The organism is Streptomyces sp. NPDC096152 (genome assembly GCF_044763235.1).
GTDB lineage: Bacteria > Actinomycetota > Actinomycetes > Streptomycetales > Streptomycetaceae > Streptomyces.
The window spans coordinates 978652-1004343 of record NZ_JBIWFW010000002.1 but is presented as its reverse complement, the minus strand read 5'-3'; the positions used below and the strand labels follow the sequence as shown (position 1 = coordinate 1004343).

Sequence of the window (25692 nt, the reverse complement as noted above, 5' to 3'; positions counted from 1 at the left end):
GTCAGACGGTTTCCTTCTCCTGGGCGCGCACGCGCATGTCGTCGACGGCCTCTTGCAGGAGGTCTGCCTCTGCGGTGGTGGGTGGGGTGCCACGCACGGCGGTGATGAAGTCGTGGGCGATGTCGAGGTCGCCGCGGCCGCGTACCCGTTCGCGGTAGGTGGGGCTGTCGGTGGCCTGTGCCGGGATACCAGCGGGCACGTGCTGCATGTCCAGCGTCTTGGAGAAGCGCTGTCTGAGGCGTGCCATCGCCTCGTACGGCAGGGCGGTGTCGGTGAGGGTGACCTGCAGCCAGGCTTCGCTGAGCGGTTCGTGTGCGGGGTCGGTCAGCAGGTCCTCGATGCGGCCGGTCAGCCGGGCCAGCAGCAGGTGGAGGCCGGCCGGGATGTCATGGCGGGTGACCGTGGGGGCGCCGTCGGCCGGCAGGTCGGCCAGGGTGAGGGACTTAGTGTGGTTGGTCTCGGAGAAGGAGTAGGCCAGCGGGGAGCCGCTGTAGTGGATGCGGTCGTTGACGCGCTGCGGGCGGTGGAGATGGCCCAGGGCGATGTAGTCGATGCCGTCGAAGAGGTCGGCGTCGGCGTGGGCGACGCCGCCGACGCTGATGTCGCGTTCGCTTTTGCTGCTGGTGGCGCCGGTGATGAAGGCGTGGGCGAGGACGACGGAGCGGGTGCCCGGGCGGGTGGCGAGGTCGGCGCGGATGCGGTCCAGTGCTGAGGTGAGCACGGCCTGGTGGGAGGCTGTCTCGGCGTCCAGCTGGGTGCGTACCAGGGCGGGCTCGAGGTAGGGCACTCCGTAGACGGCGACGGGGCCGTGCTCGTCGTCGAGGAGGACGGGGCGGGCGGCGTCGGCGGGGTCGGTGCGCAGGTGGACGCCGGCTTTGGCGTACAGGCCGGAGCCGGTGCCGAGGCGGTGGGCCGAGTCGTGGTTCCCGCTGATCATGACGGTGGGGATGCCGAGGTCGGCGAGCTGGTGCAGAGCCCGGTCGAACAGGCGTACCGCGTCCAGGCTTGGGATGGCACGGTCGTAGATGTCGCCCGCAATCAGCAGGGCGTCCACCTTCTGGGTGCGGGCGGCGGCGCAGATGTGGTCCAGGACCGTGCGCTGGTGGTCGATCAGATCTTCCCCGTGGAACCGGCGGCCGAGATGCCAGTCCGAGGTGTGCAGGAACCTCATGGGCACAGACCGTAACCAGTGTGGTGGGAGCTACGGGCAGTTTTCCCGATAAACGGTCTTGTTTCAGAGGCTTCGGGACACGTGAGGGAAAGGTTTCTTCGTCTGCGCTGACGGGTGGCGGAGCCGGACGCGGCTCGCGGGTGATTGTCAGTGGCAGGAGGCAAGATAAGCAGTGGGGGAAGGAGGATGTGATGTCTTTATCGCGTTCTGCCAGGACCGAGCACACTGTGGCGCCCGGGGGCTGCCGGTGGTGCGGAATCGAAGCCCGCGCTCACGCGCGGCAATGGACTGCGGAGGCCGGATGGCACGCCTGGGCGGCGCCGACCGACGAGCAGCGCAAGGAGCGCATGCTGCAGCGGCGAGCGCAGCAGCAGGTCAGCAGGCGAGGGCCTGCACCTCGGTGAAGATGTCCCGTAGCTGCTGGGGGACCTCTTCGGGGGTGGTGAGCATGGCATCTGCGCCTCGGCATAGCTTTCCCGGTGCGTGGTGCGACGAGCCTCGAGTCCTCGAGCGCGACCTCGACACCGGCCCCGTTACGTAGTGCGTGCAAGAAGCTGACCTGGGCCGTCAGGTACTGACGTGCGGCCGTGTTCAGAGCGATGTAACAGCCCCTGCGCAAGACAATTGATTCCTCAGCGTGCTTGCGGGCTTGCCTCGGTCTCAAGCATGGCCTCTGCGTGGTCACGCTCCTCCCGCCGCTGCCGCGCTGCCGCCTGCATCTCGTCCCGCTTCGTCCGGTCCGCTTGGCTCTGCGTCAACAGCGAGGCCCCCAAGGTGCCCACCACACCGACCCCGGCCACCAGCAGAGCCGTCCACCCTTCCTCCACAGCTCATCCATATTTTCTACTCAAAGTGCAATCATAGATCCGCATCTGCCAACGTGTAGTTGGTACAGCGCCTGCTCGCGGAGTTGAACGCTGGCGTCCACCGTCGCTGAGGCGACGGTGCTCTGGGTCTCCAACCTGCCGGCGTCGGCGGGAATGCTCGATTCCCCGCCTGGCAGTCGCACTCAGTAGCCTCGGTGCCGGCTCGGGGACCTGACGCATGAAGGGGTTGTGATCGTGGCACGTACCTGGCTTTCCATCCGGGTGGAGTTGGTCTCCGGGCACGGTGCGGACTTGTGGCCTCGCCCCGGCCGGGTGTTCGCCGCCGCGCGCTCACACTCCTTCGCCCAGTTCGCCACGGCCATCGATCTCGCCTTCGGCCGCTGGGACCTGGCCCATCTGCACCTGTTCACGTTGTCCGACGGCGCCAGGGTCAGCCCTCTGGACTGGTGGGACGGCGAGGCCCCGGACGGCACCGTGGACGGCCATGCCACCAAGTTGAGCAGGCTGCAGGCCGGCGAGCAGTTCGCCTATGTCTTCGATATGGGCGACGACTGGGCCCACCTGTGCACGGTGGCGGAACAGCGCATCGACCCCCTCGACGAACTCGGCGAGGCACCCGACCGGCCAGTCCCCTACTGGGGCTGGGGCAGCCTTCCGGACCAATACGCACGCCGCTGGGACGGGGACGACGGGGAGTCGCCGATGCCCAAGCGGCCAGCTCGCGGGCTCAGCGACCTGCCTCCGATCCTGCCTTTGTGGGGCGAGCACCGCCGAGGATGACCTCACGCTGCACACACGAAGCACCTTGACCCGGTCGGCCGGGGCGGGGATCAGGTCGCCGATGAGGGCGAAGGCGCCGACCATGAGCCCGCCCGCGCCGAGCCCCTGGACCACGCGGAAGGCGAACAGCTGCGTCATGTCCTGGGCCAGCCCCGCCGCCCATGGAGCCGACGAAGAACAGAGCGATGGCGCAGATGAAGGTGCGGCGGTGGCCGAAGAGGTCGCCGAACTTGCCCCACAACGGGGTGGTGACGGCGGTGGCGAGCCCGTAGGCCGTCACTACCCACGGCAACAGGCTCAGCCCGCCGAGCTCGCCGACCATCGGGGGCAAGGCGGTTCCGACGATCACCTGGTCCATGACGCCGAGCACCATGCCCAGCAGCAGCGACAGCGCGGCCGCAGTGCGTAGCCGCTCCCCGCCCGATCTGTGAAACGCGCCCCTTCCAGCCAGAGATCGGCGTTACGCCTGCACGCAGCCCCTCCGCGAACAGCGCGGGCACGTCCTGCTCGAGCTGCCAGTCCGCCACGGCCTGGCAGCCGGTGAAGGCACTGCCAGTCCTCGCTGTACTCCAGCGACGCGGTGGAGCAAGGCGGGGAACTCGTGGTCGGTCTCGAGGACGGTGAGGATCTGCCGCACCAGGTGCGGTGCGGGCGGTTCGGCCTCAGTCCGCATCGGGTGTTCCTCTCTCGGTGGGATGACACATGACGGGCGGTACTCGGCGGCCGGCGCCCCGCGCCGCGAAGCGCCGGCGGACAGAGGGCCGACCGCCTGAGTGACGTCATCGGCGTGTCGCTCGGGCGGGCGAAGGTCGACGGGCACGCACCGGGAGAGGGCCGCGGCCCGCTGCGTGGCATACATCCACTTCAGGCGGGGCCGTCGTCGAACAGGACGCGCCTCTCACCCGCGACCGGTCCGGCAGGGGTGTAGAGCTGGCCGTATACGTCGTCGACGATGACGTGGCCGACGCGGAAGGCGACGGCGCCCTGCATGCGAGGACACAGGCGCAGGGTGAGGGGCACGCACGGTGCGCACACCGGCGGGTGCGTCGTCACGTTCATGATCACGGTGGCTCCCCGACCCACGGCAGCCGGCCCGACGCGACCGACTCCACGGCGCCTGCCGGCCCGGCTCCGCGAGCCGGGAGACACCCCTCCGGATCTTGTAGGCCATGCCGTAGATGACCTGCCGGTCCGCGATGCGTGGCCGCCCCGTGACGGCTCGCGGTATCAGCGGAGCGGGTAACTCCCGCTCCTGATCGGTGAGTTCATGGCGACGTATTACCTGACCGTGATCCACCATCCGATGGTCTTTGGAGAGGGACCCCTAACGCAACGGCGTTGGACCGCAGTGGTGTAGTAGCGCGCGGTGGCGTCAAGGCTGGTTGGGAGGTCCCGCGGCTTCGCTCTTTACCTTGTCCGTCGAGGCGGCCGCGCGGACACACCCAGACCAGTACCGCCACTGCCACGGAAACGCCGCGCCCGGCTCGCCCACGTACCGCCGGGCTTCCATCGCTCAAGAGGGAGGTTCTCACTGTGAGCAGAACACGCTTACGACCCAGAGTGCTCATCGTCGGTGCCGGTCTGGCCGGCACTGCCACGGCGATCCGTCTGCTTTGCTTTGCGCGTCGGCCGTTGGAGGTCATCCTGCTCGAACGGCACCCCAACTACCGTTCTGCGGGCGTCGCTTACCACCAGGACGGCAATCCCTGGGGGCATGTGTTCAACATCCAGGCCGGCCGGATGTCGGTTTTCCGGGAGGACGTCCTCGACTTCGTCCGCTGGGCCAACCACGAAGCCGACCGCACGCACTGGCCGGCGCCCTGGGCCGAGTTCACGTTCGTGGAGCAGGGCCCGGCTCCCCGGCGCATCTTCCAGCACTATCTGATCGACCGGCTGGCCAAGGCCAGCAAAGAAGCCTGTCCCGGTGTCGTGCTCGTCGAAGCGGACGGCGAGGCGATCGACGTGGAGCTGACCTCTTCGGGAGTCGAGGTGACAGTGCGGCAGTGGTCCGCGCCGCAAGGGAGTGGCCTGCCGGCCCGGCAGGGCTCGGAACCCACCGTGATCCTCGCCGATCACGTAATCCTCGCGACCGGGCTCGAGCTTCGAGAACCGCCCTTTGCCGCTGAGGTACTCGCGCACCCCGCCTTCGTACGCAACCCGTTCTCTGAGGCAGGCGTCCGCCAACTCAGTGCGCTTTCCCCGGAGGCGACCGTTGCGATCGTCGGCTCCACGCTCAGCGCGTACGACTCGGCGGGTCTGCTGCTGCGCCAGGGCCACCTCGGGCCGATCTACCTTCTCTCGAAGACCGGGACGATCTTCCGGACGTATCCCCGCGGTCACGAGCACGGGGTAGTGCATCTGGCCTGTCCGAGGTCGTTGCTGGAGCCGTACCGGGATCGCGAGGAGTTCCTGGCCCGGGTCCGGACGGAGTGGGAGGCGGCGTGTGCAGCGGTCGGGCGGGAGCACCCGGACATTGACCCGGCCGTGGTCGCGGAGCGGGTGGCCAAGGCCTGGGAGCCGCATCTGCCCGAAGCCATCGCACAGATTCCCTCCGCCGAACTGCGTTCTCTGCTGGATGACTTCAGTACCGCGCTGGCCTCCTTCCGGGTCGGCGCCGTGGAGCACACGATGGCGATCATCGAGCAGGCAATGCACCCGGACGACGGACGGGTGCAGCTGATCGTCGGCAAGGTGGAACGGATCGCGCCGGCGGGCTCCGGGAAGCTGACTCTTCGGGTCGGGACCTCGGAAGGTGAACGCGCCCTTGATGCCGATCTGGTGGTGTCCAATTTCAGCCGGGAATGGGACTACAGGAGGGCCAGCCAGCCGCTCTGGAGGAATCTCCTGCGGAGGGGAACCGCGGTGCCCCACGAGCGCACCGGACGCGGCCTGGAGGTCGACGACCGCGGGACGCTCCTGGACCTCCACGGAAGGCGTGTCCGGCCGATCGCAACGGTCGGCACCCTGCGCGAGGGCGACGAGATGGTGCGCAACGGGCGCATCGGAGCGTTCACTTTCAATCTCGCCGCCATCAAGAACCAGTCAATTGTGGTTGCTTCGCACGCGATCGAAGTTTTGGAGTCAAAAGAGGATTTGACCCAATTCCATGATCAATTCCAGCACTGTGTCAGCAATATGAAGGAAGCAGTCCGGGCTCAATTCGAGGATGCTGTGAACCTGGAGGTGAGGAGGCTGGTCGCGAAATCACGCAAAGAGCGGGAACTGCTGGCCACACGGTTGGCCGCCCGCATCCGAGCCATGGACGAACCTCCCGCCCTTTCCTCGGGCGCCATTCGGCACGACGGGCTGACCAGGGCCCTCATCCGCTGGACCGCGGTCGACCGGCTCACCGACGTCACCGTGACGCCGCGGCAGCTACGCAGGCAGTTCGGGATTGCGAACACCGATGATCTGGAGGGCTAGTTGCACGGGCACCGGATTCAGGGATCCCTCTTGACCAGCGGTACGCAACGTGTCCTACGAGGCGTCTGTAACCGCACGAGAGATCCGCTCGAGGGATCGATCCTGGTCGCGCCATCCCTTGAAGCGGGTCTGTATGACGCGATCGTGGCAGCGCGGGCAGTCGTCTGCGGTTCAGGGGGGCTGACCGGCCACATGCAGTCCATCTGCCGCGGAAGGGGCATACCCGTGCTGCGCGTGGACAAGGCCGATCTCGCCGAACTGGTCGGCGAAGTGACGCTGGACCTCGACAGCCAATCGATTGTCGTCGGGCGCCGAGCGAATGCCTGGAGCCCGTCACCGGAAGATCTCGGTTCAGCCTGTACCGTCATCGCGGACCTGCAGGACATCCGCACGATCAACGCGTCCGGGCCCGACGCGGAGCGCGTCGACTCCTTCTTCATCCGGGAAGAGTTCCTTTGCCTGGCGGCAGGACTGCGCCCGCTCGACGCCCTGGCGGGCGGCCCTGACGACATCAAGGTCTACGCTCGGGCCGTCGCGGACCGGCTGTGCACCTTCGTCGAGGCACTCCTGCCCGGCCAACGGATCGTGTTGCGGCTTCTCGACCTCCGCTCCGACCACGCCGCCGAGGTCACCGAGCTGGTCACGGTCGCGGTCGAGCCGAATCCCGAGCTGGGTCTGCACGGCGCGCGTTGGCTGCGTCGATCCAACGCGTACCGCGATGCGCTCCACGCTGTGCTGGGCTTCCTGCGCGACCGTCTCGGCGACGCTGCGGGCCGGGTATGCCTCTCCGCTCCCTTCCTCACAGACGATGAGGAGTTTGTCCAGCTCGGAAAGCACCTGGAGTTACCGGAGGGCATCCGTCTGTCCGCGTTCATCGAAACGCCCGCAGCAGTACACTCCACGACGGCGATCTGCGCCGCGGGCGCCAGTGAGTTGTTCATCGGGGTGAAGGACCTGGTGCAGTTCTATCTCGCGGCCGACCGGAGCAACCATCTGGTGGCCGCTACCTATCGGACCCGGCACCCGGCCGTCATGGACGCGCTTCGGCAGGTGGTGGACTCCGCACGTGCTGCGGGCACCCCTGTCAGGGTATTTTCACTGGGCCTGGACCTGGCCTACTACCTGGAGCATCTGCCGACCCCCGACGGCTACATGATGTGCACGGCAGAACTTCAGCAGATCCTCCTTCGGACGAACCCCTGACAGATGGGGCTCAACATCTCCCTCGCCATCAGCGGCTCCGCGGCCACCTCGCCGCGGCCGGCGCCCTGCTCGACCCGCTTCGCAGCCTCCGGCCTCACCTGCTCCCGCCGCGCGGTCCCTGGCGGTCAACCGCCGCCCGTGGGGCGAGCACGGCCGAGGAGGACTCACGCTGCGTCCACGAAGCGACCGCCGGCGGGGAATCGAGTGGCCACGGCGGGGACCTGAAGTGGCCGCGAGCGGGGATCCGACTGGCCGCTGACGGTGGAGAAAGCCGGCCGCACGCTGGGGGGCCGCCAGTGCCTGATCAACCCCTGTATGACGAGGGAGAAGGAGGGGCTCGACGCCTCCTCGAGCGAATCCTCACCCGGGGTTACGCCTGCGGGTTCTGACGTGCTCCGCCTGCACTGCTGCGGTCAGTCGCCGTCCACCCAGGCGGCGTGGAAGCCGTGCGGGACGGGGACCGGCAGCGGCACCGCGGCGGCCGGGCGGCCCGTGAAGTCGGCGGTGTCGAGGACCGTCAGCTCGCCGTGTCCGGTCCGGCCGTCGGTGACCATGCTCAGCAGCCAGCCGTCGCCCTCGGGGGCGCGGGGCTCGCGCGGGACGAAGACTGCCTCGCCGGTGGTGCAGCCGGGGGGCAGCTCGTGGGTGTCGGTCCGTCCGGTGGCCAGGTCGTGGCGGAGCAGCGCCGGGCCGCCCAGCAGTTCCCGCCCGGAGGGGTCGAGGGCGGTGGCGAAGACGTAGCGGTGCCGGGTGCCGCGTACCCGGTCGTCGATGACCGGGGCCTCCTGGACGAGGCCGGAGAGTTGTTCCTCGACGACCGTTCCGCCTGCGGTGTCCACTGTCCAGCGGACCAGCGCGGGGGGTGTCTCGCCGGGGCGGTGCGGGTCGCGGTCGAAGACACGCGGATGGCTGATCACGTCGAGGACGATGTGGCGGCCGGACTCGTAGGCGTTGACGGGGTGGAAGACGAAGCACGGTGACAGTTCGACCCAGAGGATGTCGTCGGGGCCGCCGTCGCGTGGGAGCAGTCCCAGGCGGGCGCCGTGGCCGTCGTTCCAGGCGTAGGGGATGCGTGAGCCCGCCGCCGCGGCGGCGGGGCTGAAGACCACGGGGAGGTCGTAGATGATCGCGTAGTGCTCCGTCAGGGAGAACGCGTGCATCATCACTGGCCGCTTCAGTGGCACGGGGACCGAGCGGCGTACCCGGCCGTGCACGTCGATGACGAGGTAGGTGGCGTACGGCGGTTCGCAGGACATGGTGACCGCGTGGAGTTCGCCGGTGAGGGGGTCGTGTTGCGGGTGTGCGGCGAATCCGCCGCGCAGCGTGCCGTCGAAGTCGATGCGGGCGACGGTGTCGAGGGCGGCGTCGATCTGGAGGGGGCGTGGGCCGCCGTCGCCGAGGGCCAGGGTGCGGCCGGCATGGCGGACGATGTTGCCGTTGGCGTTGTCGTTCGGGCCGTGTCTGGGACCGGGGGCGGGTAGTTCGCCGAGGATGCGGGCTGCGCGGTCGGTGCGCAGCCAGCGGTTGCGGTACCACTCGGCGCGGCCGCCACGCAGCCGTACGCCGTGCACCATGCCGTCGCCGGCGAACAGGTGCTCGTCGTGCGGCCGTTGGAGTGGGTTGGGGCCGATGGTGAGGAAGGTGCCGTCCAGTTCCGGGGGAAGCGCGCCGTGGACGGGGGGCGCGGAGACGAGCACCTCGCGCGTGACGCGGGGAAGGGCGGAGTGGTTGGCCGATTCGACTTTCGATGCGATCATCGTTCCGCCCCATATAACGTATCGTCGTTACGTAACGTCGTTTTGTTATAGGGTGGAGGACAACCGAAGGGACGTCAAGGGTGAGTCCACGCCAGGCAAATCCGAGACTCAGGGCCGATCTCGTGGAGGCCGCCGCGCGACTGCTGGCGCAAGAGGGGCCGCAGGCGCTGACGACCCGCCGGCTCGCCTCGGCGGTGGGCGCCTCGACCACCGCCGTCTACACCCACTTCGGCGGCATGGACGACCTGGTGCGGGCGATGGTCCACGAGGGGTTCGCCCGGCTCGACCGGCGGATGAGCGAGGTCACTCCCAGCGGTGACGCGGTGGCCGACATCGCGGCGCTGGGGCTCGCCTACCACGGCAACGCCCTGGAACACCGGCACCTGTACGGGGTGATGTTCGGCGGGGTGGGGTTCGGCGGGTTCAGCCTCACCGAGGAGGACCGTCAGCACGGCCGCTACACCCTCGAACCGGTGACCCGGGCGGTGGCGGCGGCCATGGCGGCGGGCCGCTTCCACGAGGGCGACGCCCGGCTGGTGGCCCATCAGATGTGGATCGCGCTGCACGGGCTGGTCACTCTGGAGCTGGGCGGTTTCCTCGTCCCGCCCTACGACGCGGCGCGCTGCTTCGCCGCCCAGGTGCACGGACTGCTGGTGGGCGCGGGGGACGATCCGTCGGCGGCCCGGCGCTCACTGGAATGCCTCGGCCTGCCCGTGGGTGCCGGCTGACCCCAGGGGCACGCCGCGCAGACGTCGCCGGCGGCGCCCGTACGGGCTCTCGGTGGCAGCGTTCGGCCACGGCGGCGAAGAGCGGGGCGTACGCCGCACCAGGGGGCGCACGTCGAGGACCACCGCGCGCGGACTCCGGACGGCGGGACTTGCCTCCCGGTCTGCCGCAGGACCGGCAATGAAAGGCGCCGCTGGGCCGCGGTCGCCGCGAACGGCTACCGCGGCCCAGCGGGTGTCCCCCGCGCCGCTCAGACGGCGGAGGGGGCCAGGCGGTGGAAACCGCCCCGGTAGAACAGCAGAGAGTCGGCGCCCGGCCCGCGGTCCGCGTCGAGCACGGAGCCGAGCAGGATCGAGTGGTCCCCGCCGTCGTACACGGCTTCCAGCCCGCACTCCAGCCAGGCCAGAGCGCCCGAGAGGATCGGGGCGCCGGTATGGCGGCCCGGCCGGGTGTCCACCGCTTCGAACTCCCGCGCGCCGCGCGGTCGCCCGCGGTCCGCGAACCGGCGTGCGATCGGCTCCTGCTCCGCGGACAGGACGGAGACCGCGAACGCCTTCTCCTCCAGCACCACGTCGTGCAGCGCCGCCGTGCGCAGCACGCATACCAGCACCAGCGGCGGGTCCAGCGAGACGGAGGTGAACGAATTCGCCGTCATGCCCCTCGGCAGCTCCCGGCCGGCGGTCAGGACGGTGATACCGGTAGCGAAGGACCCGAGCACGCCGCGCAGTGCGAAGCGGTCGTGCTGCAGCAGTGCGGCCGCCCGGTCCGGGGCGGGCGGGCCGTCCGTGCGGGTGTCGGCCATGCCCTCACCCCCCGCCCGTCGCCGCTGCGAGCGGCCCGCGGGGAGCGGAGCCGGACGCCGGGAGCGCGTACGGCTCCAGCGCGCGGCGCAGCGCCTCGGGCACCCGGGTCGGCCGCGTATCGGTGTTGGGCCCGCGCATACAGGCCACTCGCTGGCGGCCCCGGGCGACCAGGTCCCCGGCGACGGGCTCTCCGTCGTTACCGCCTTCTTCGCCGCGCAGCCGCACGTAGTCGAAGGTGAACCCGATCTGGGTCTGCGTCAGGTCCTCCAGCCGCATCCGGATCGACAGTTGGTCGAACGCGGTGATCTCGGCGAAGAACTCGCACCCCACCGAGAGGGTGAACAGCTTCAGGTCGTCGCGGATGTCGTCGAGGACCTCGGGAGCCCTGTCGCGCAGGAACATCTCCCGGCACCGGCCCTGCCAGCGAACGTAGTTGACGTAGTAGACGTTGCCCACGAGGTTGGTCTCCTCGAAGCCGACCAGGTGGCGCAGTTCGTAATAGGGGCGTTCGTCGCCCATCGGTGCCTCACCCCTCCTTCTCTGTCAGCACGGCGAACACCGCCGTTTGTGGCCCGGTGCGCAGTACGGCCGGGACGGTGGCGATCCGGGCCGCGCCGCACCGCAGTACCACCCACCGGTCCGGAGCCCCAGCGCCGTCGTCCACCGTCAGTTCGATGTGCGCACGGCCGCTCTTGCGCAGGCACTCCACGGCGCCCCACACCCGGCCCGCGGCGAGCGAGAGATCCTCGCGGTGCTCGGCCGCGATCAGCCGGGCCAGCGCGAGGCCGCCGGCGCCCAGCAGGCCCTCCCAGTCGTCGGCGCTGCGCTCCTCGACGTGCTGTACGTCGCAGGCGACCGGCCCCTCCCCCGCCACGGCGAGGGTCACCCCGGCGCCGTGCGAGGCGGAGACCTGCGGGCCGCCGTCCACTTCGGGTCGTCCGTCGGGGCGATGACGCAGCGTCACAGGGCGTCCGAGTGCCTGGCCGAGTGCGTGGGCGGTGCGACCGCGACGGCCGTCCGGGTCGGCGTCGCTGCCGTCGTCGTCCGGGTGGACGGCGATCCGCACCGGTGCGGCCAGCACCGCTTCGGCGCGTCGCTCCACGTAGGGGCCGAGCAGCGCAGGCTCCCAGGGACCGGAGCCGTCCAGCTTGCGGACGGCACGCAGTGTCAGGCCCGTCCAGCGCTCGACGAGCGCGCCGTGCTCGTCGCGGACGTCGAGGTCGTAGACGTAGGTGTCGCCGTCCCGGGAGCGTTCGACGGCGTGCAGGACGACATCGCCGGCGCCGGCCGCGGCGGCCGGGTCGGCCAGGTGCAGCCGTTCGACGCCCACGGGCAGCAGCGTCGCGTCCGGCACGCAGGCCTGAATGGAGTGCATCAGCGCGTCCCGGGTGCCCGGGTCGGCCAGCACCAGGTCGGGCGGCAGGAAGCCTGCGAACCAGGGCGCGGTGGCGGATGTGGAGATGTCCGCGACGCACTCCTTGGCGGCGAGGTGCCGATAGCCCGTCAGGCGCTGGAAGCGGGCGCCCTGGAACAGCACCGGCCCGTACATGTCCCGCGCCGGTTCCAGCGCCGGCCGCACGCCCTCGGGCGGGACCGGACCGGCCGGGAGCTGCTGGTGCGGCCCGTAGCGCAGGACGGCGCGGAAATGGTCGGCGCGGAAGTCCGTCTCGCTGCTGCGGATCACCGCGCGGACGGTGTCGGGACCGGTGGCCAGCACGGCCACCCGCACGGTGGTCGTGCCCTCCGGCGGCACCGCCACCGGACGCAGGAACTCGGCATCCTCCAGGATGGGCACCGCCTGGCTTCCCGTGCGGCCGGTGAGGGCCGCGGCGGCCTGGGCCATGGCCTCCATGCCGAGCACGGCGGGGAGCAGCAGGGTGTCGTCGAGGAGGTGGTCGGCGAGGTAGGGGTCGGTGGCGGCGGACAGCTCGGAGTCGACGACGAGTTCGACGCCGGGGTAGTGGGTCTGTACGCGCTCCACGAACCGGAGCAGCGGCAGTTCCCGCTCCTCCAGGGCGATGGTCGGCAGGCCGCCGGCGCGGCCCATGACGACCAGGGTGTCGGGCACGTCCGGATGGGCCAGCACCTGGCGGAGCATGGCGACGCCCTCGTCGGCCGGGATCGGCTCGATGCCCTCGCGGATGAGCGACTCGAGCACGCCGAGCCGCTCGCCCATCCCTGCACCGGACCACACCGACCACTCCAGCGCGATGCACCGGCAGCCCGGAAGGTCCTCGCGCAACCGCGCGATCCGTTCGGTCAGCCAGTCGTTGGCGGTGGCGTAGTCGGCCTCGCCGCGCAGTCCGGCGCGGCCGATGATGCTGCCGAAGGCGACGACCAGCCGCAGGTCGGCCGGGTCGACGGCGGCCAGGACCGCCTCCAGGCCGGCGATCTTGACGGCCAGGGTGCGGCGGAACGACGCCTCGTCGAGGTCGGCGAGTGCGCGCGGTTCGTTGCGTCCCGCGCCGTGCAGCACGGTGGTGACGGGGCCGAGACGTTCGCGTATCTCGTTGACGGCGGCCTTGGTGTCGCCGGGTGAGGTGACGTCGGCGCGGACGTAGTGGAAGCGAACGCCCGCGGCGGCCATCCGGCCGAGGTTGGCGGCGAGTTCACGGTCGGTCTCGGGGTCGGAACGGCCGAGCAGTCCGATGGCGCATCCGGAGTCGCGGGCGAGGGACAGGGCGCACTCGGCGGTGATGCCCTTGCCTCCGCCGGTGACCAGGAGGACGTCGGCGGCGGTCAGCGGGGACGGGGCGGTGGTGTCGGGATCGTCCGCGGCGGGTGGCAGGGCCCGCAGCACGGGGACCCGGCGGACGCCCGCGGCGTCGTAGTGCACTTCGCTGAAGCCGCTGGTCGCCGCGACGTCCGCGACGATGCGGTGCGTCAGCCCGTCGAGGTCGGGCAGGCTGTTGAGCGGGAGCGTGACGACGGTGGTGGCGGTGTCGGGCGCCTCCAGGTGGAGTGTCTTGGCCAGCCCGGCGGCCCCGCGCCGGTCGCCGACGGCGACGAAGCGGGCGGCGGGCGCGGTGGGGTGCAGGGCGGCGCGAGCGGCGGAGAGCATCAGCGCGGCATGCTCGTCGTCGCAGTCGGCGGGCAGGCACAGCAGCACGCCCCCGCCGAGCCCGGCGTCGCGCAGCGCCGCCGCGAGCGGCTCGGCCAGCGGATGCCGGTCGGGAGCGAACGCGGTCCAGTGCGGGCCGTCGCCTTCGGCGGACACCTTTGGCCCGGGTGCCTTCCCGGTTTCCGCCTCGACCAGGTCGACCGAGAACGCCCGGACCCACGGCGCCACGCCGGCCGCCGCGATCGGGCGGTCCGCGTCGGACGGCAGGGCCGTGCCGGCCAGGTCGTCCAGCAGGACCGCCAGTTCGGCAAGCGTGGAGGTGGCGAACGCCGACGTCGTGGCCATGGGGTTGACCCCCAGCTCACGGGCCGCGTCGTTCATGATCTGGCCGACCGTGATCGAGCTGAGGTGCAGCTCGTCCAGCGGGTTGGTGTCGGGCGAGAGGGCAGAGGGCGGCAGCTCGGCGCGGGCCGCGGCAAGCCGCATCAGGACGTCGAGGCTGCTCGTTCCGTCCCCGGCGGAGGCTGACGGTGCACCGGTGGACGCGCCCGCCGGTGCCATGCGGACGGCAATCGCGTCGGTGCCCGCGTTCACCGCGAGCGGCAGGTCGCCGTCCGGTGCCGACTCGCACGGGTTGGCGAGGAAGCGGAACTCCTTGTCCAGCGGCAGGGGCCGGGTGAAGCGGTCCCGGAACAGCTCCCCGTGGCGCACCGGGGCGCCGAGCACCCACGCCGCTGCCACACCCAGGAAGAGCCCCGCGAGGGACGTGCTGTCCGTGTCGAGGGCGATCGCCGGAACGTCCACCGTCTGTCCTGCGAGCCCGCTCAGTATGCGTCCCGGGCCGACCTCCAGCAGCAGGTCGCTCTCGGCCGCGAGGCCCTCCACCGCCTGCGTGAACCGCACGGGGGCGAGGACCTGACGGGTCATCAGCTTTGCCACGTCCGTGTCCCGGTCCAGCGGCCCGCCGGTGACCGTCGAGACCACCCGCCGCGAGAGCGGCCCGAGCCGCTCTGCCGCCAGATGCTCGGCGAAGGCGCGCGCCGCGGGGGCGACCGCGGGCGAGTGGAAGGCGTGGGAGACGTTGATGCGCTGCGCGGCGAGGCCCTGCGCGACCGCCCGCGTGCTCACCCGGCCTACGGCGTCGGCAGGACCGGAGACCACGGTCTGGCGGGAGCCGTTGTACCCGGCGATCACCACAGGCTCGCCGCTCAGCAGCGGCTCCACCGCCGCGGGCCCCGCTGCGATGCTCGCCATCGCCCCGCCGCCGTCGCTGGCCGCCGCCATCACCCGGCCTCGCGCGGCCGCAGTGCGCAGCAGTCCGGCCTCGTCCATGGCTCCGGCCCAGTGCAGTGCCGTCAGCTCGCCGAGACTGTGGCCCGCGGCGCCCGTGCCCTCGATGCCGAGCGCGTCCAGTATGCGCAGCCCGGCCGCCGAGGCGGTGACGATGCGGGGCTGGGCCACTTCGGTCGCCACCTGGTCGCCCCGGGCCGGGAGGTCCTGCGCCCGGTAGAGCTCGTCCACGGCGGCGAAGCGGGCGCGCAGCGCGCCCCCGTCGCCGCGGCGGCCCGCGCCCTGTCCGGGGAAGAGGAAACCGATCCGCGGCGGTGCGTCGGTACGCCGGCCGAGGAACAGGCCGGCGGCCGTATCGAGGAGGTTGCGGGCGCCGCCGTCGACACGTGCCAGCAGCTCGGTGAAACGCTCCTCGGCCTGCTCCGGAGAGGAGGCGACGACGGCGGCGCGGACGGTACGGCCCGCCAGGTCGGCCTCCAACGTGGCGGCCAGGTCACCGAGTTCGGCATAGGACAGGCGCCCGGCGAGAGCGGCGAGCCGGGTCAGCCGGCCACGCAGTCCCGCGGTGTCGTCCGCGTCGACCAGGAGCAGCTCGCAGTCCTGCCGGGAGCGGACCAGGCGGACGGTGGACTGGGGCAGGGCGGTGCGGCTCCCCCCGTCGGCATGCTCGACGACGATGTGGGCGTTGATGCCGCCGAAGCCCATCGAGGAGACGCCGGCCCGCATCGGGGCGCCCTCGGGCCGCACCTCGGCCTCCCGGGGCACCCGCAGCGCGGGCCGCTCGCCGAGAAGTTCCGGATGGGGGTCGTGGTGGCCGGTGGCCGGTGGAATGACCTGGTGGCGCACCACCTGCACGGCCTTGAGGAGTCCGGCGATCCCGGCCGCGGCCTTGGTGTGTCCCATGTTGCCCTTGACGGTGCCGAGGGCGGCGGGCGGCGCGTCCGGGTCGGCGGCCCGGCGGGCCTCGGACAGGGCGCGCAGTTCGGTGGCGTCGCCGACGGCGGTGCCGGTGCCGTGGCCCTCCAGGTAGGACACGGTTTCCAGGCCGAAACCGGCGGAGCGGTAGGCGCGGTCGAGGGCCAGGCGGTGACCGCTCGCCTCGGGGCGGGTGATGCCGCCGCGGCCGTCCGAGGACCAGCCCCAGCCGGCGATGACCGCATGGCGCAGACGTCCCTGCGCGACGGCGTCCTCCTCCCGCATCAGCACCACGGCGCCGCAGCCCTCACCGGGCCAGAAGCCGTTGGAGTGGCGGTCGTAGACGCGCATCTCACCGGTGGCCAGGGCTCCGGTCTTGGCGAAGCCGATCACCTCGAACGGGTCGATGCTCAGGTCCACGCCGCCGGCGATGGCCACGTCCCACTGCCCGGAGGCCAGCGCGTTGCACGCCGTGGCGACGGACAGCAGCGACGAGGAGCAGGCACCGTCGACCGTGAACCCGCCGCCGCCGAGGTCGAAATGGTTGCAGATCCGTCCGGCGATGGTGTTGGCCAGGCCGCCGGCCAGAGTGTCCTCGTCGATCGGCGGGAACGGCTGCTTGTACCGCTGTTCCAGAGTGCGCAGGAACTCCGCCAGCTCCGCATCCGGCCAGCCCTGCTCCCGCAGCGCGGCGGCGACAGTGCGGCGTACGTACGGCCAGCGCAGCCGCATCAGGTTGGCGCGGCTGAACTCACCGGTGAGGCTGTTGCCGATGACGGCGCCGGTGGTGGCCGCCGGCAAGCCCCCGCCGTCGGGGAATCCCGCGTCCTGAAGGGCCTGGGAGACGGTGTCGAGCGCCAGCCAGTGCGTCATGTCCGTGGCGCGGAAGGTGCTGCCGGCGATGCGGTGTTTGACGCGGTCGAACTCGAAGCCCTCCAGGACCGCCGCCTTGCGCGTGTAGTGGCGATCGGGGGCGGCGGGGTCGGGCGAGTAGTAGTCCTCGTGGCGCATCCGCTCGTCGGGGAGGCGGCGAAAGGCGCGCCGTCCGGCCAGGACGTTCTGCCACAGCTGCTCGGGCGTGTCGGCGTCGGGGTAGCGGCAGGCCATCCCGACGACTGCGATGCGCGGTCGCGGGCCGGTCATGCCGCCACCGCCTCTGCCTCGGATCCGGTGGCGGCGGTCGCGGACGGCGCCGCGGCGGCGGCCCGCTCGCGCCGGCGCTGCAGCAGGTGGGCCGCCCACCAGCCGGCGCCGCGCAGCCCGCACACCAGCGTCACGGCGAAGAACAGCGTGTAGACGACGTTGAAGACCATGAGCACCCCGTAGACCATCGCGACCGATGAGCCGAACATGAACTGGTTGCGAGCCTTGGCCGGCGTCGTCCCCGGATCGCTGATCATGTAGTTGGTGAAGAGCACGAAGGCCACGCCGCTCATCACACCGACGGCCGAGAACACCGCGACGTCCCAGACGAAGTGGCGGATGACGCCCTGGATCGCGAAGCCGCCCAGCCAGCCGACGATCAGCGCCACGCGCTTGGTCAGGATGGCGTTGATGACGGTTCCCGCGGTGGCGATGACCAGCGGGATGGCGACCCGGAAGAAGTTGTTGGCGTTCTCCGTGAACTGGTACGGCGGCGCGATGCTGAACCAGGTGCCGAAGCAGAGCAGTGAGACGGTGATGCCGAAGTTCGACGGGTTCATGAAGTGCCGCATCCGGCCGCCGATCGGCGCCTGGAACACGTGCTTGCCGCCGACGCCGACGACCACGCCGAACAGGACCGGGAGGAAGAGGTCGTTGCCGTAGGTGAGCATGGACACGGCCAGCGAGGTGATGTGGGCGGGCAGCAGGAACTCGTACACCCCGCGGACGCCCCGGCCGCGGAAGCGCGGGGCCCGCCTGTACGCCCAGGCGCTGACCAGTTCGAGTCCGGTCTCGGTGGCGTATCCGCACAGGACCGCCAGGATCGGCCAGAGCCACGGCTGCTCGAAGCCGAGCAGGGTGTAGCCGAAGATGTTGAACACGCTGATGGAGATGGCGAAGTTGCGCAGTGCGAGGTAGCGCGGGTCCGGTTTGGCGGCGGGCGGCGCCGCAGTGGTGTGCGGGGCCTGTTCCGTGGAGGGTTGGGTGACCGTCGCGGTCATGAGCTCGGCACCTCCTGGGCGTCGCTGGTGAGCATGAGGGTGTGGGTGCCGGGTGCGAGGCGGCGGACCTGCTGGTGGAGCTCGCCGTGGGCGTCGCGCCATCGCAGGTGCAGGGTCACCGGACCGTCGTAGGAGCCGAGCCCGAAGCGGACGTCGAAGCTGCGGAAACCGCTGTGGCCGCCGCCGCCGTCGAGCTGTGCGATCTGCGTGCCGTCGGGCGTCGTGGCGCGCACGGTGGCGCCGTAGGCGGGGCTGCCGGCGGCGGCCAGACCGCTGCGGGAGCCTCCCGCGGCCGGACCTGCCGAGGGACGCAGCAGGCTCAGGGTGAGGTGATTGCCGCGGTGTACGGCCGTGTTGGCGTAGAAGGCGGGCGGCCCCCACTGCCGGGCGACGGCGAAGTCCAGCACCCCGGTGCCGGTGGTGTCGCCGGTGGCCACGGCGCGGGTGGGATGGGGCACCGCGAGGCCGAGCTGCTTGCTGATGTTGGCGAAGGAACCGTCGGGGGTGTGGGCGTAGAACGCCAGCTCGTTGTGGCCGGCGATGTCGTCGCCCGGCCCCTCGTGGGGCCACATGGAGGGGTTGGACAGCAGAAGGTCGTTGGCCATGGCCATTTCCTGAAGCCACGGCCAGCGGTCGATCTTGCCCTTGACGAAGCCGTCGGTCTGGACCACGTCCTGATGGCCGGAGTTGAGGAAGTCGCCCATCTTGACGTCCCAGTTCCAGCCCGTCCACGCCAGGCCCTTCGCACGGGCCTCCTGGCTGAACGGGGCGACCCCGTCCGCGAGTCGGCGGTTCATCTCCGCCTCGCTGGCGGCCCGGTTCTTCCAGACGAAGTTGGACTCCTCCAGGCCCCATGCGACGGTGATGTTGCTGACCATCATGTCGAAGCGGCCGGTGTTGTCGAGGTCGCCGAAGTCGACGCCCATGCCCTTGAAGGAGTCCTTGCCGAGCAGGAACGACTTGGGTGTGGTGCCGGTGCGTTCGCCGATGGCCTCGGTGAAGCGGATGTGGCCGGCCCTGGAGCGGTTGTACAGCAGGTGGTCGTGGCCGAAGTCGTTGGCGATGTAGAGCTCCGGCAGGCCGTCACCGGTCAGGTCGGCGCCGGCGGCGGCAAGCGTCCAGCCCGTGGCCGCGTCGTACGGGATCGCCTTCGGCTCCTCCACGTATGCGGCGGTGGGCCGGGGGCCGGACGTGGCGGACGTCCAGCGCAGCACATGGTCGCCGCCGGCGTTCTGGGCACGGGACAACGAGTCGTTCATCACGACGTTGTTCAGGCCGTTCGGGTCGAGGACGTCGGAGTCCGGGAAGTAGTTGCCGACGACGATGTCCGGATGGCCGTCGCCGTCCAGATCACTCACGTGCACGGTGTCCGTGTTCCAGCGCGGGCCGTGGTACCGGCCGTCCTGCGACTGCGACGGCACCAGCTCGCGCGGCACGTAGGCACGGGGTGAGGGCGTACGCGCATCGGAGCGGGCCAGGAAGAGCACCGGGGTGCGGCCCCAGTAACTGACCAGGATGTCCATGCGCCCGTCCCCGTTGAAGTCGCCGAAGGTGCAGCCTGTGGGCGCCATGGTGCGGTCCACGGGGAGCGGCGCGGCGTCGAGGAGGAACGGCGTGAAGCGGTCGGCCTGACGTGCCGTGGGCGTGTACGTCACCGTCACCTGGTCGGTGCGGGTGTCCACGATGCACATGCCGGACGCCCGGCCGTGGCCGGTGACGTCGTTGATGGCGATGCTCGCGCCCACCGACGAGATCCAGGAGCGGATCTTCTCGTAGGCGGGGTTGACGGTACGCACGGTGCGCTTGGGCAGCTCGTCGTAGCCCGGCGGCATGGCGATGGGCATTTCCTTGAACCGGTAGGCGGCGGCCACCTTTGTACCGTCAGGAGCGGCGACTGCTGCCCGGGTTGCGAAGAACAGGGACGCCACGATGAGAACCGTCACCAGCCCCGGCACCAGTCTGCGAATCCGCTGGCTATATGCCACGGTGCTCCTCTCTCTCTTGTGGTGGTCAGGATCGGCGTGTGAATCATGGGATTGCATTCTTCAGATACGATCCGGGATCACCGCGCAACCGGCATCTCCCGACTTGCTAGCCGATGTATTCGCACTTCAGGGCAGTCGGCAAGCTCGAAGAAGCGTCACGGCCCACGTCGTCGCGAGAATTCTCGAGCGTGACTCGGCAATCTTCGAGAAAACCTTGTTCACTGGCCTGCCGGGTCCGATGAGATGCCCTGGAGGTGTCGGCGGGAGATGAATTTTCGAGACTCACCGGAATGTGACGGGAGCATGGAACTCGCGGCGTTCGACTAAGGTTCGGCCGTTCCGGATACGGGCTCCGGCCGGCGGTCATTCCTGGCTGGTGATGAATCGTCCGGCGACCGCGGGGCCGGTACCGGCGCCGCTCGGCGGGTTTCCCTCAGGTGCGCTGTGACCTGGAGGGCGGGCCGGTTCGTGGCACCCGGGCTCAGGTGCCACCGACCGGGCGGCACGCGGGCGCTGATCAGCGTCCGGCCCGCGCGAACTGGCCCGGCCTGCGCCCGGGTCCGGTCGGGCCGCGGTAGGCCTGGGCGATGTCGAGCCACTGGTCGGCGTCCGGACCGGACGCGGTGAGCGCGAGGTCGTCGCGGTGCCGGCGCCGGGTGGCCAGCAGGCAGAGGTCGACGGCGGGGCCGGTGATCTGCTGCTCCGCGTCGAGAGCGCCGAGCGTCCACGTCTGGCCCGAGGGTGCCGTCAGTTCGAAGCGCAATCCCTTGCGGGGCCGCGGCAGACCATGCGACTCGTAGCCGAACTCCCAGGTGAGACAGGTGTATTCGGCGACATGCCGAACTCGGTCGGTGTACTGGCGCTCGACTTCGAGCGCGTCGGCGATGTCCTGGCCGTGCGCGAACATCTCCATGATCCCGACAGCCGCCAGCACCGCCGCCGGAATCGGCCGGACCAGCCACGGCACCAGCCGCTCCTGGGGCACCCGATTCAGCGCCCGCTCGGTCGCCGCCCGCTGGGTCCGCCAGGTCTCGATCAACTGCGCGCCCTCCAGGGGCAGATACGGCTTCAGCCCGTTCTGGACGGCCTCGCCGAAGGTCGTGATTCCGGCGAGGAACGCCTTGAACCCGGCGGGGTCCTCCGCCGCCTTCTCGGCCAGGCCGAACACCATGATCAGGTGGGCGACCTGGTGCCGGACCGACCATCCCTCGGCCGGAGTGGGCCGTGCCCACTCGGTCTCGCCGCCATCGGCGAGCAAGGCGTCGAGGGCGTTGCCCTCGGCCACCAGATCGCTGAGGACGTCGCTGTGCTGGGTCATGCCTCGTTCCTCTCTGCGGGCGGCTTTGTCGCGGGGCCCAGTCTGGGGGGAGGCAGGGGTCGGCCACTTCTCCGGCCGTGCTGTCGATGCACCACCCGCCGGCAGGGGCAACCGCAGAGAAGCACCGACCGCCCCGCCGTGGCGATGATGGTCTGGCCGTCGAGTCATTCGTGGAGGGGAACGTGGCGAGGACGTTGAGAGCGCTGCGGCGCGTGCTGCTGGCCCCCGACCTGACCGAAGTGTCGTTCGCCCGGCGCGGCTTCGCACCGCTGCCCGCAAACGATCCCGCCACCCGGCTGGAGGACGTCCCGCGCGCCGTCGTGTGCGGCTTCGAGTGGGCCATGGAGGCACACGACACCCACGGCGTCGCGCATCGCCTGGATCTTCTGGATCCCGAACAACGCGGCTTCGGCTACGAGGGCGCCACCATGGCGTTCACCATCCTGGACGTGATGGGCCGCGGCCACCGGACCCGGGAGCTGCTGAACGGCCCGGGCCGCCCGCACGTCCTCCTCGCCTACATCGGCATCGGCTTCGCCATGGCACGGCTGCCTCGCGCCATGTGGAGGAAGGTGCTGCCCGACCTCACCGGGCAGCCCTTCCACCCGGTGATGAGCTGGCTCGCGGTGGACGGCTACGGCTTCGACCTGGCCTATTTCCATACCCGCCGCTGGGTGGACGAGCAGCGGGTTCCCGCGAGTTATCCGTGGCAGGGCGCGCCCGCCTACTTTCCTCGTGCCGTCGACCAGGGCATCGGCCGTGCCCTGTGGTTCATCCACGGCGCCCGGCCCGAGCGGGTCGACGCGGCCATTCGCGGCTTCGCCGAGCACCGGCGGCCGGACCTGTGGAGCGGTGCCGGGCTCGCCTCCGCCTTCGCCGGCGGCTGCGGGGCGGACACGTTCGGCACGCTGCGGCGTCTGGCCGATCAGCATCTGCCGGAGCTGGCCCAGGGGGCGGTGTTCGCGATCCGTGCCCGCGACCTGGCGGGCTACGTGCCCGAGCACACGGCCGTCGCCGCGCGGGTGCTGACAGGCCTTTCGGTCGAGGCCGCGGTCGCCCTCGCCGACGACAGCGCCGTCGCGGAGGGGCAGGCGGGCCCGGTCCCGGCCTACGAGCAATGGCGGCGTGCCATCCAAGCCCACTTCCTGCCCGAAGGGTCCGTCCCCCGATGACACCTCGGCCCACACGCCAGGAAAACAGCCGATAGGAAAGGGAAATCCATGCCGAGCACCATGGGCAGGCTGCGTCGCCGGTTGCTGACGCCCAGCGTGACCGAGACCCTGCTGGAGACCCGCGGCTTCCACAGGAAGACGCCCGAGGCCCGACAATTGCTCGAGACGATAGGCAGCCGGTTCCTGGAGGGGTACGGCCACGCCATGGCCGCCCGCACCACGGACGAGGCCGAAGCGCACCTGGAGGCGATACCGGAGCGGTTCCGCGGCTTCGCCTACGAGGGCGCGGGCATGGCGTACGGCGTCCTCGACGGGATGCCCGGCTGGAAGAGGGACGGCGTCGAGCGCCTGCTGGCCGGCCGCGGCGGTGCGCACATCTACATGGTGTACGTCGGCATCGGCTGGTCCATGGGCCGGCTGCCGCGGTTCCGCTGGGCGAACGTCGACGTGCTCGACCCCCTGCTGCGCTGGCTGGTGCTCGACGGGTACGGCTTCCACCAGGCGTACTTCCACACCGACCGGTATGTGCACCAGCAGTACCGGGACGAGCGGTTTCCGTGGCCCGCCCACGACTTCCCCAACTACACCGGACGCGCCATCGACCAGGGCATCGGTCGTGCCCTGTGGTTCGTGTGCGGTACCGACCCCGGCCTCGTCGCCACGACGATCGCGAAGTTCCCCAAGACGCGCCACGCGGACCTCTACAGCGGCGTGGGCCTCGCCGCCACGTACGCCGGCGGCTGCGACGAGGAAGAGCTGACGGCGCTGCGCGATCAGGCGGGACCCCATCGGGGCGCGCTGGCACAGGGCAGCGCTTTCGCCGCGGAGGCGCGGCTGCGCGCCGGGCTGATGGTGCCGCACACCGCGTCGGCCACCCGGCTCCTGTGCGGCCTGGAGCCGGACGAGGCCGCCCGCATCACCCAGGAGGTCCGCCCGCGGGCGACAGGGACGGGATCCCTGCCGGCGTACGAAGTGTGGCGGCAGGCCATCGCCGAGCGGATCGCCGCCGTGACGGAGCACCGGTGACCGGCCTGACCGGCGCGGCCCCGCGGGTTCCCCCGTCGCCGCCGCTGCGCGCAGTGCCGTCCCTGATGCGGCAGCTGGCCAGGGACCGCCTGGCGATGATGACGGCCGCCGCCGGCTACGGCGACGCGGTGCGGCTCTCCCTCGGCCCGAAGACGCTGTACTTCTTCAACCATCCCGACCACGCCAAGCACGTGCTCGCGGACAACGCCGCCAACTACCACAAGGGCATCGGCCTGGCCCAGGCCCGGCGCGCCCTCGGGGACGGCCTGCTGACCAGCGAGGGCGAACTCTGGCACCGGCAGCGCAAGGTGATCCAGCCCGCCTTCCAGCACCGGCGGATCGCCCAGCAGGCGGCAGCCGTGGCCGAGGAGGCCGCGGCGCTGGTCGAGCGGCTGCGCGGGTACGAGGGGCGCGGGCCGGTGAACCTGACGCGGGAACTGACGGGATTGACGCTGGGCGTGCTGGGCCGCACGCTGCTCGACACCGGCCTGGAGGAGTTCGGCGACCTCGGCCATGCCTTCGAGGCGGTCCAGGAACAGGCCATGTTCGAGATGGTCACCATGGGCGCGGTGCCGATGTGGATCCCGTTGCCCCACCAGATGCGCTTCCGGCGGGCCCGTACCCGTCTGCAGCAAGTGGTCGAGCGGTTGGCGGCGCAGCGTGTCGCGCGCGGCGGGATCGAGGAGGGGGACGACGCCCTCTCGCGGTTGATCGCCTCGGTGCGTTCGGAGGCCGACCCGCGAACCGGTGAGCGGCGACTGCGGGATGAGCTGATCACCTTGCTGCTGGCGGGCCATGAGACCACCGCTTCCACCCTCGGCTGGGCCTGCTACCTGATGGACCGTCACCCCGAGGTCCGGGAGCGGTTGCACCAGGAGGCGGTGGAGGTACTGGGCGACCGGCTCCCCCGCTACGAGGATCTGCGCCTGCTGACCTACACGACCATGGTGGTCGAGGAGACCATGCGGCTGTATCCGCCGGTGTGGATCCTGCCCCGGCAGGCGCAGGCCGCCGACGAGATCGGCGGCTACCGTGTCCCGGCCGGCGCGGACGTCCTGATCAGCCCTTACACCCTGCACCGGCACCCGGACTTCTGGGACGCTCCGGGGCAGTTCCGGCCCGAGCGGTTCGCGCCCGGGAAGCGGGGCGACCGCCCGCGGTACGCCCACATCCCGTTCGGCGCGGGCCCGCGGGTGTGCGTCGGCAGCAGTCTGGGGCTGATGGAGGCCGTGTTCACCGTGGCACTGCTGTGCCGGGAGCTGCGCCTGGAGAAGGTGCCCGGCCTTCAAGTGGTCCCGGAGCCGATGCTGTCGCTCGGGATGCGCGGCGGGCTGGAGGTGACGGTCCGGACGGCGCGGTGATGCGCCGGGTGCGACGGGGTTCCTCCCACCGCACCCGGCCGGCCGCCAGCGGCCGGCACGAGGTCCTCCTCGCGGGCGGCCGATCGAACCCGCTGCAGTGCTATCGGCACGGGCGGGTCGAGAACGTCCCTTCCACACACGACGACGGACTGCGGTCCCCGGCAGCCCCGGACGGTGTCGATCACCTGGCTGCCGCTCGCCGGGGCCATCGGCACGGGCCTGGGATCGTGGCTGTGGGGCCGGCTCGGTGACCGCGCTGCCCGCCGGGCATCCATCTTCGCCGGGACCAGGCGATCACGACCCGCTACGGAGCCGTCGTCGTACCCGGCGACGCGGACACGGTCGCGCCCCCGTCCCGGGGCAACGCCGGTGCATCCATGCACTGTTCGGCGTAAGGCAACTGCGGCTCCGCCCCGGCCGTCACGGCCGTGGAGCATCGGCATCGGGCTGACCACATGCGGATTCCTGCGGTGGGTGCCCGCCGAGCCGGGCCGCCTGGGCTACTCCGAGTTCGACTCCGCGGACGTCGTACGCAACGCCGCCGTGCTCCGGCGATCTCTTCCGGCTCGGTCCGTACCGCCTCGGTGATCAGCTCCAGCCGGGTCGGGTCGCATACTGCGGACAGGACATGCGTGGAACCGGTGCGCCGGGCGGTGCGTTCGCGCACGAGCCCGGCCTGCTCGGGCCGGGCCGGCGCGAGGGCGTATTCGACGTCTGCACGGCAGCGCAC

At 71.1% G+C, this 25692-nt stretch carries 16 protein-coding genes and 1 pseudogene; 7 read left to right on the top strand and 10 right to left on the bottom strand.

What is annotated here, in order from left to right; all coding sequences use genetic code 11:
* Position 1: 1 nt before the first annotated feature.
* Positions 2-1171, bottom strand: coding sequence for an exonuclease SbcCD subunit D (locus ACIQ9G_RS10180; RefSeq protein WP_403607880.1), 1170 nt, complete (start codon positions 1169-1171; stop codon positions 2-4).
* A 1061-nt stretch (positions 1172-2232) separates the two neighbouring features.
* On the opposite strand from ACIQ9G_RS10180, the gene ACIQ9G_RS10175 reads away from it, so the two are divergent.
* A complete protein-coding gene (locus ACIQ9G_RS10175; RefSeq protein WP_403607965.1) occupies positions 2233-2778 on the top strand; it encodes a hypothetical protein in 546 nt (181 codons plus the stop codon).
* 24 nt (positions 2779-2802) lie between these two features.
* Here ACIQ9G_RS10175 and ACIQ9G_RS10170 read toward each other — a convergent pair.
* Positions 2803-3151, bottom strand: a pseudogene (locus ACIQ9G_RS10170) (MFS transporter); the annotation flags it as partial.
* Between the two features lie 491 nt (positions 3152-3642).
* A complete protein-coding gene (locus ACIQ9G_RS10165; protein ID WP_403607878.1) occupies positions 3643-3837 on the bottom strand; it encodes a hypothetical protein in 195 nt (64 codons plus the stop codon).
* 501 nt (positions 3838-4338) lie between these two features.
* Here ACIQ9G_RS10165 and ACIQ9G_RS10160 point away from each other — a divergent pair.
* Together ACIQ9G_RS10160 and ACIQ9G_RS10155 are read left to right on the top strand one after the other, a co-directional pair.
* The gene (locus ACIQ9G_RS10160; protein ID WP_403607876.1) at positions 4339-6201 is read left to right on the top strand and encodes an FAD/NAD(P)-binding protein; all 1863 of its coding nucleotides are present in this window, start codon (positions 4339-4341) and stop codon (positions 6199-6201) included.
* A complete protein-coding gene (locus tag ACIQ9G_RS10155) occupies positions 6202-7404 on the top strand; it encodes a putative PEP-binding protein (RefSeq protein ID WP_403607874.1) in 1203 nt (400 codons plus the stop codon).
* 413 nt (positions 7405-7817) lie between these two features.
* Here the strand turns inward: ACIQ9G_RS10155 and ACIQ9G_RS10150 are convergent, their stop codons facing one another.
* Positions 7818-9161: a carotenoid oxygenase family protein gene (locus ACIQ9G_RS10150; RefSeq protein ID WP_403607872.1), complete on the bottom strand. Its 1344-nt coding sequence runs from the start codon at positions 9159-9161 to the stop codon at positions 7818-7820.
* Positions 9162-9241: 80 nt separating this feature from the next.
* On the opposite strand from ACIQ9G_RS10150, the gene ACIQ9G_RS10145 reads away from it, so the two are divergent.
* Positions 9242-9889, top strand: a complete 648-nt coding sequence (locus tag ACIQ9G_RS10145; protein ID WP_403607870.1) for a TetR/AcrR family transcriptional regulator — start codon at positions 9242-9244, stop codon at positions 9887-9889.
* A 248-nt stretch (positions 9890-10137) separates the two neighbouring features.
* Here ACIQ9G_RS10145 and ACIQ9G_RS10140 read toward each other — a convergent pair whose 3' ends face one another.
* From ACIQ9G_RS10140 to ACIQ9G_RS10115, 6 genes are all read right to left on the bottom strand, one after another.
* Positions 10138-10689 carry a flavin reductase family protein gene (locus ACIQ9G_RS10140; RefSeq protein WP_403607868.1) on the bottom strand — a complete coding sequence of 184 codons (552 nt, stop codon included), beginning with the start codon at positions 10687-10689 and terminating at the stop codon, positions 10138-10140.
* Positions 10690-10693: 4 nt separating this feature from the next.
* Positions 10694-11209, bottom strand: a complete 516-nt coding sequence (locus ACIQ9G_RS10135; protein WP_403607866.1) for an acyl-CoA thioesterase — start codon at positions 11207-11209, stop codon at positions 10694-10696.
* A 7-nt stretch (positions 11210-11216) separates the two neighbouring features.
* Positions 11217-17099, bottom strand: coding sequence for a type I polyketide synthase (locus ACIQ9G_RS10130; protein ID WP_403607864.1), 5883 nt, complete (start codon positions 17097-17099; stop codon positions 11217-11219).
* Positions 17096-18100, bottom strand: a complete 1005-nt coding sequence (locus ACIQ9G_RS10125; RefSeq protein WP_403607862.1) for a hypothetical protein — start codon at positions 18098-18100, stop codon at positions 17096-17098. The genes ACIQ9G_RS10130 and ACIQ9G_RS10125 overlap by 4 nt, the downstream gene beginning before the upstream one ends.
* Positions 18097-20085, bottom strand: coding sequence for a CRTAC1 family protein (locus ACIQ9G_RS10120; RefSeq protein ID WP_403607860.1), 1989 nt, complete (start codon positions 20083-20085; stop codon positions 18097-18099). The genes ACIQ9G_RS10125 and ACIQ9G_RS10120 overlap by 4 nt, the downstream gene beginning before the upstream one ends.
* 517 nt (positions 20086-20602) lie before the next feature.
* Positions 20603-21403: a TIGR03084 family metal-binding protein gene (locus ACIQ9G_RS10115; RefSeq protein ID WP_403607859.1), complete on the bottom strand. Its 801-nt coding sequence runs from the start codon at positions 21401-21403 to the stop codon at positions 20603-20605.
* Positions 21404-21585: 182 nt separating this feature from the next.
* Between ACIQ9G_RS10115 and ACIQ9G_RS10110 the strand changes: the two genes are divergently transcribed.
* From ACIQ9G_RS10110 to ACIQ9G_RS10100, 3 genes are all read left to right on the top strand, one after another.
* On the top strand, positions 21586-22575 hold the full coding sequence (locus ACIQ9G_RS10110) for a DUF1702 family protein (protein WP_403607858.1): 990 nt from the start codon (positions 21586-21588) through the stop codon (positions 22573-22575).
* Between the two features lie 48 nt (positions 22576-22623).
* Positions 22624-23601, top strand: a complete 978-nt coding sequence (locus ACIQ9G_RS10105) for a DUF1702 family protein (RefSeq protein WP_403607856.1) — start codon at positions 22624-22626, stop codon at positions 23599-23601.
* Positions 23602-23666: 65 nt separating this feature from the next.
* Positions 23667-24962: a cytochrome P450 gene (locus tag ACIQ9G_RS10100; protein WP_403607963.1), complete on the top strand. Its 1296-nt coding sequence runs from the start codon at positions 23667-23669 to the stop codon at positions 24960-24962.
* The last annotated feature ends 730 nt before the right edge of the window (positions 24963-25692 follow it).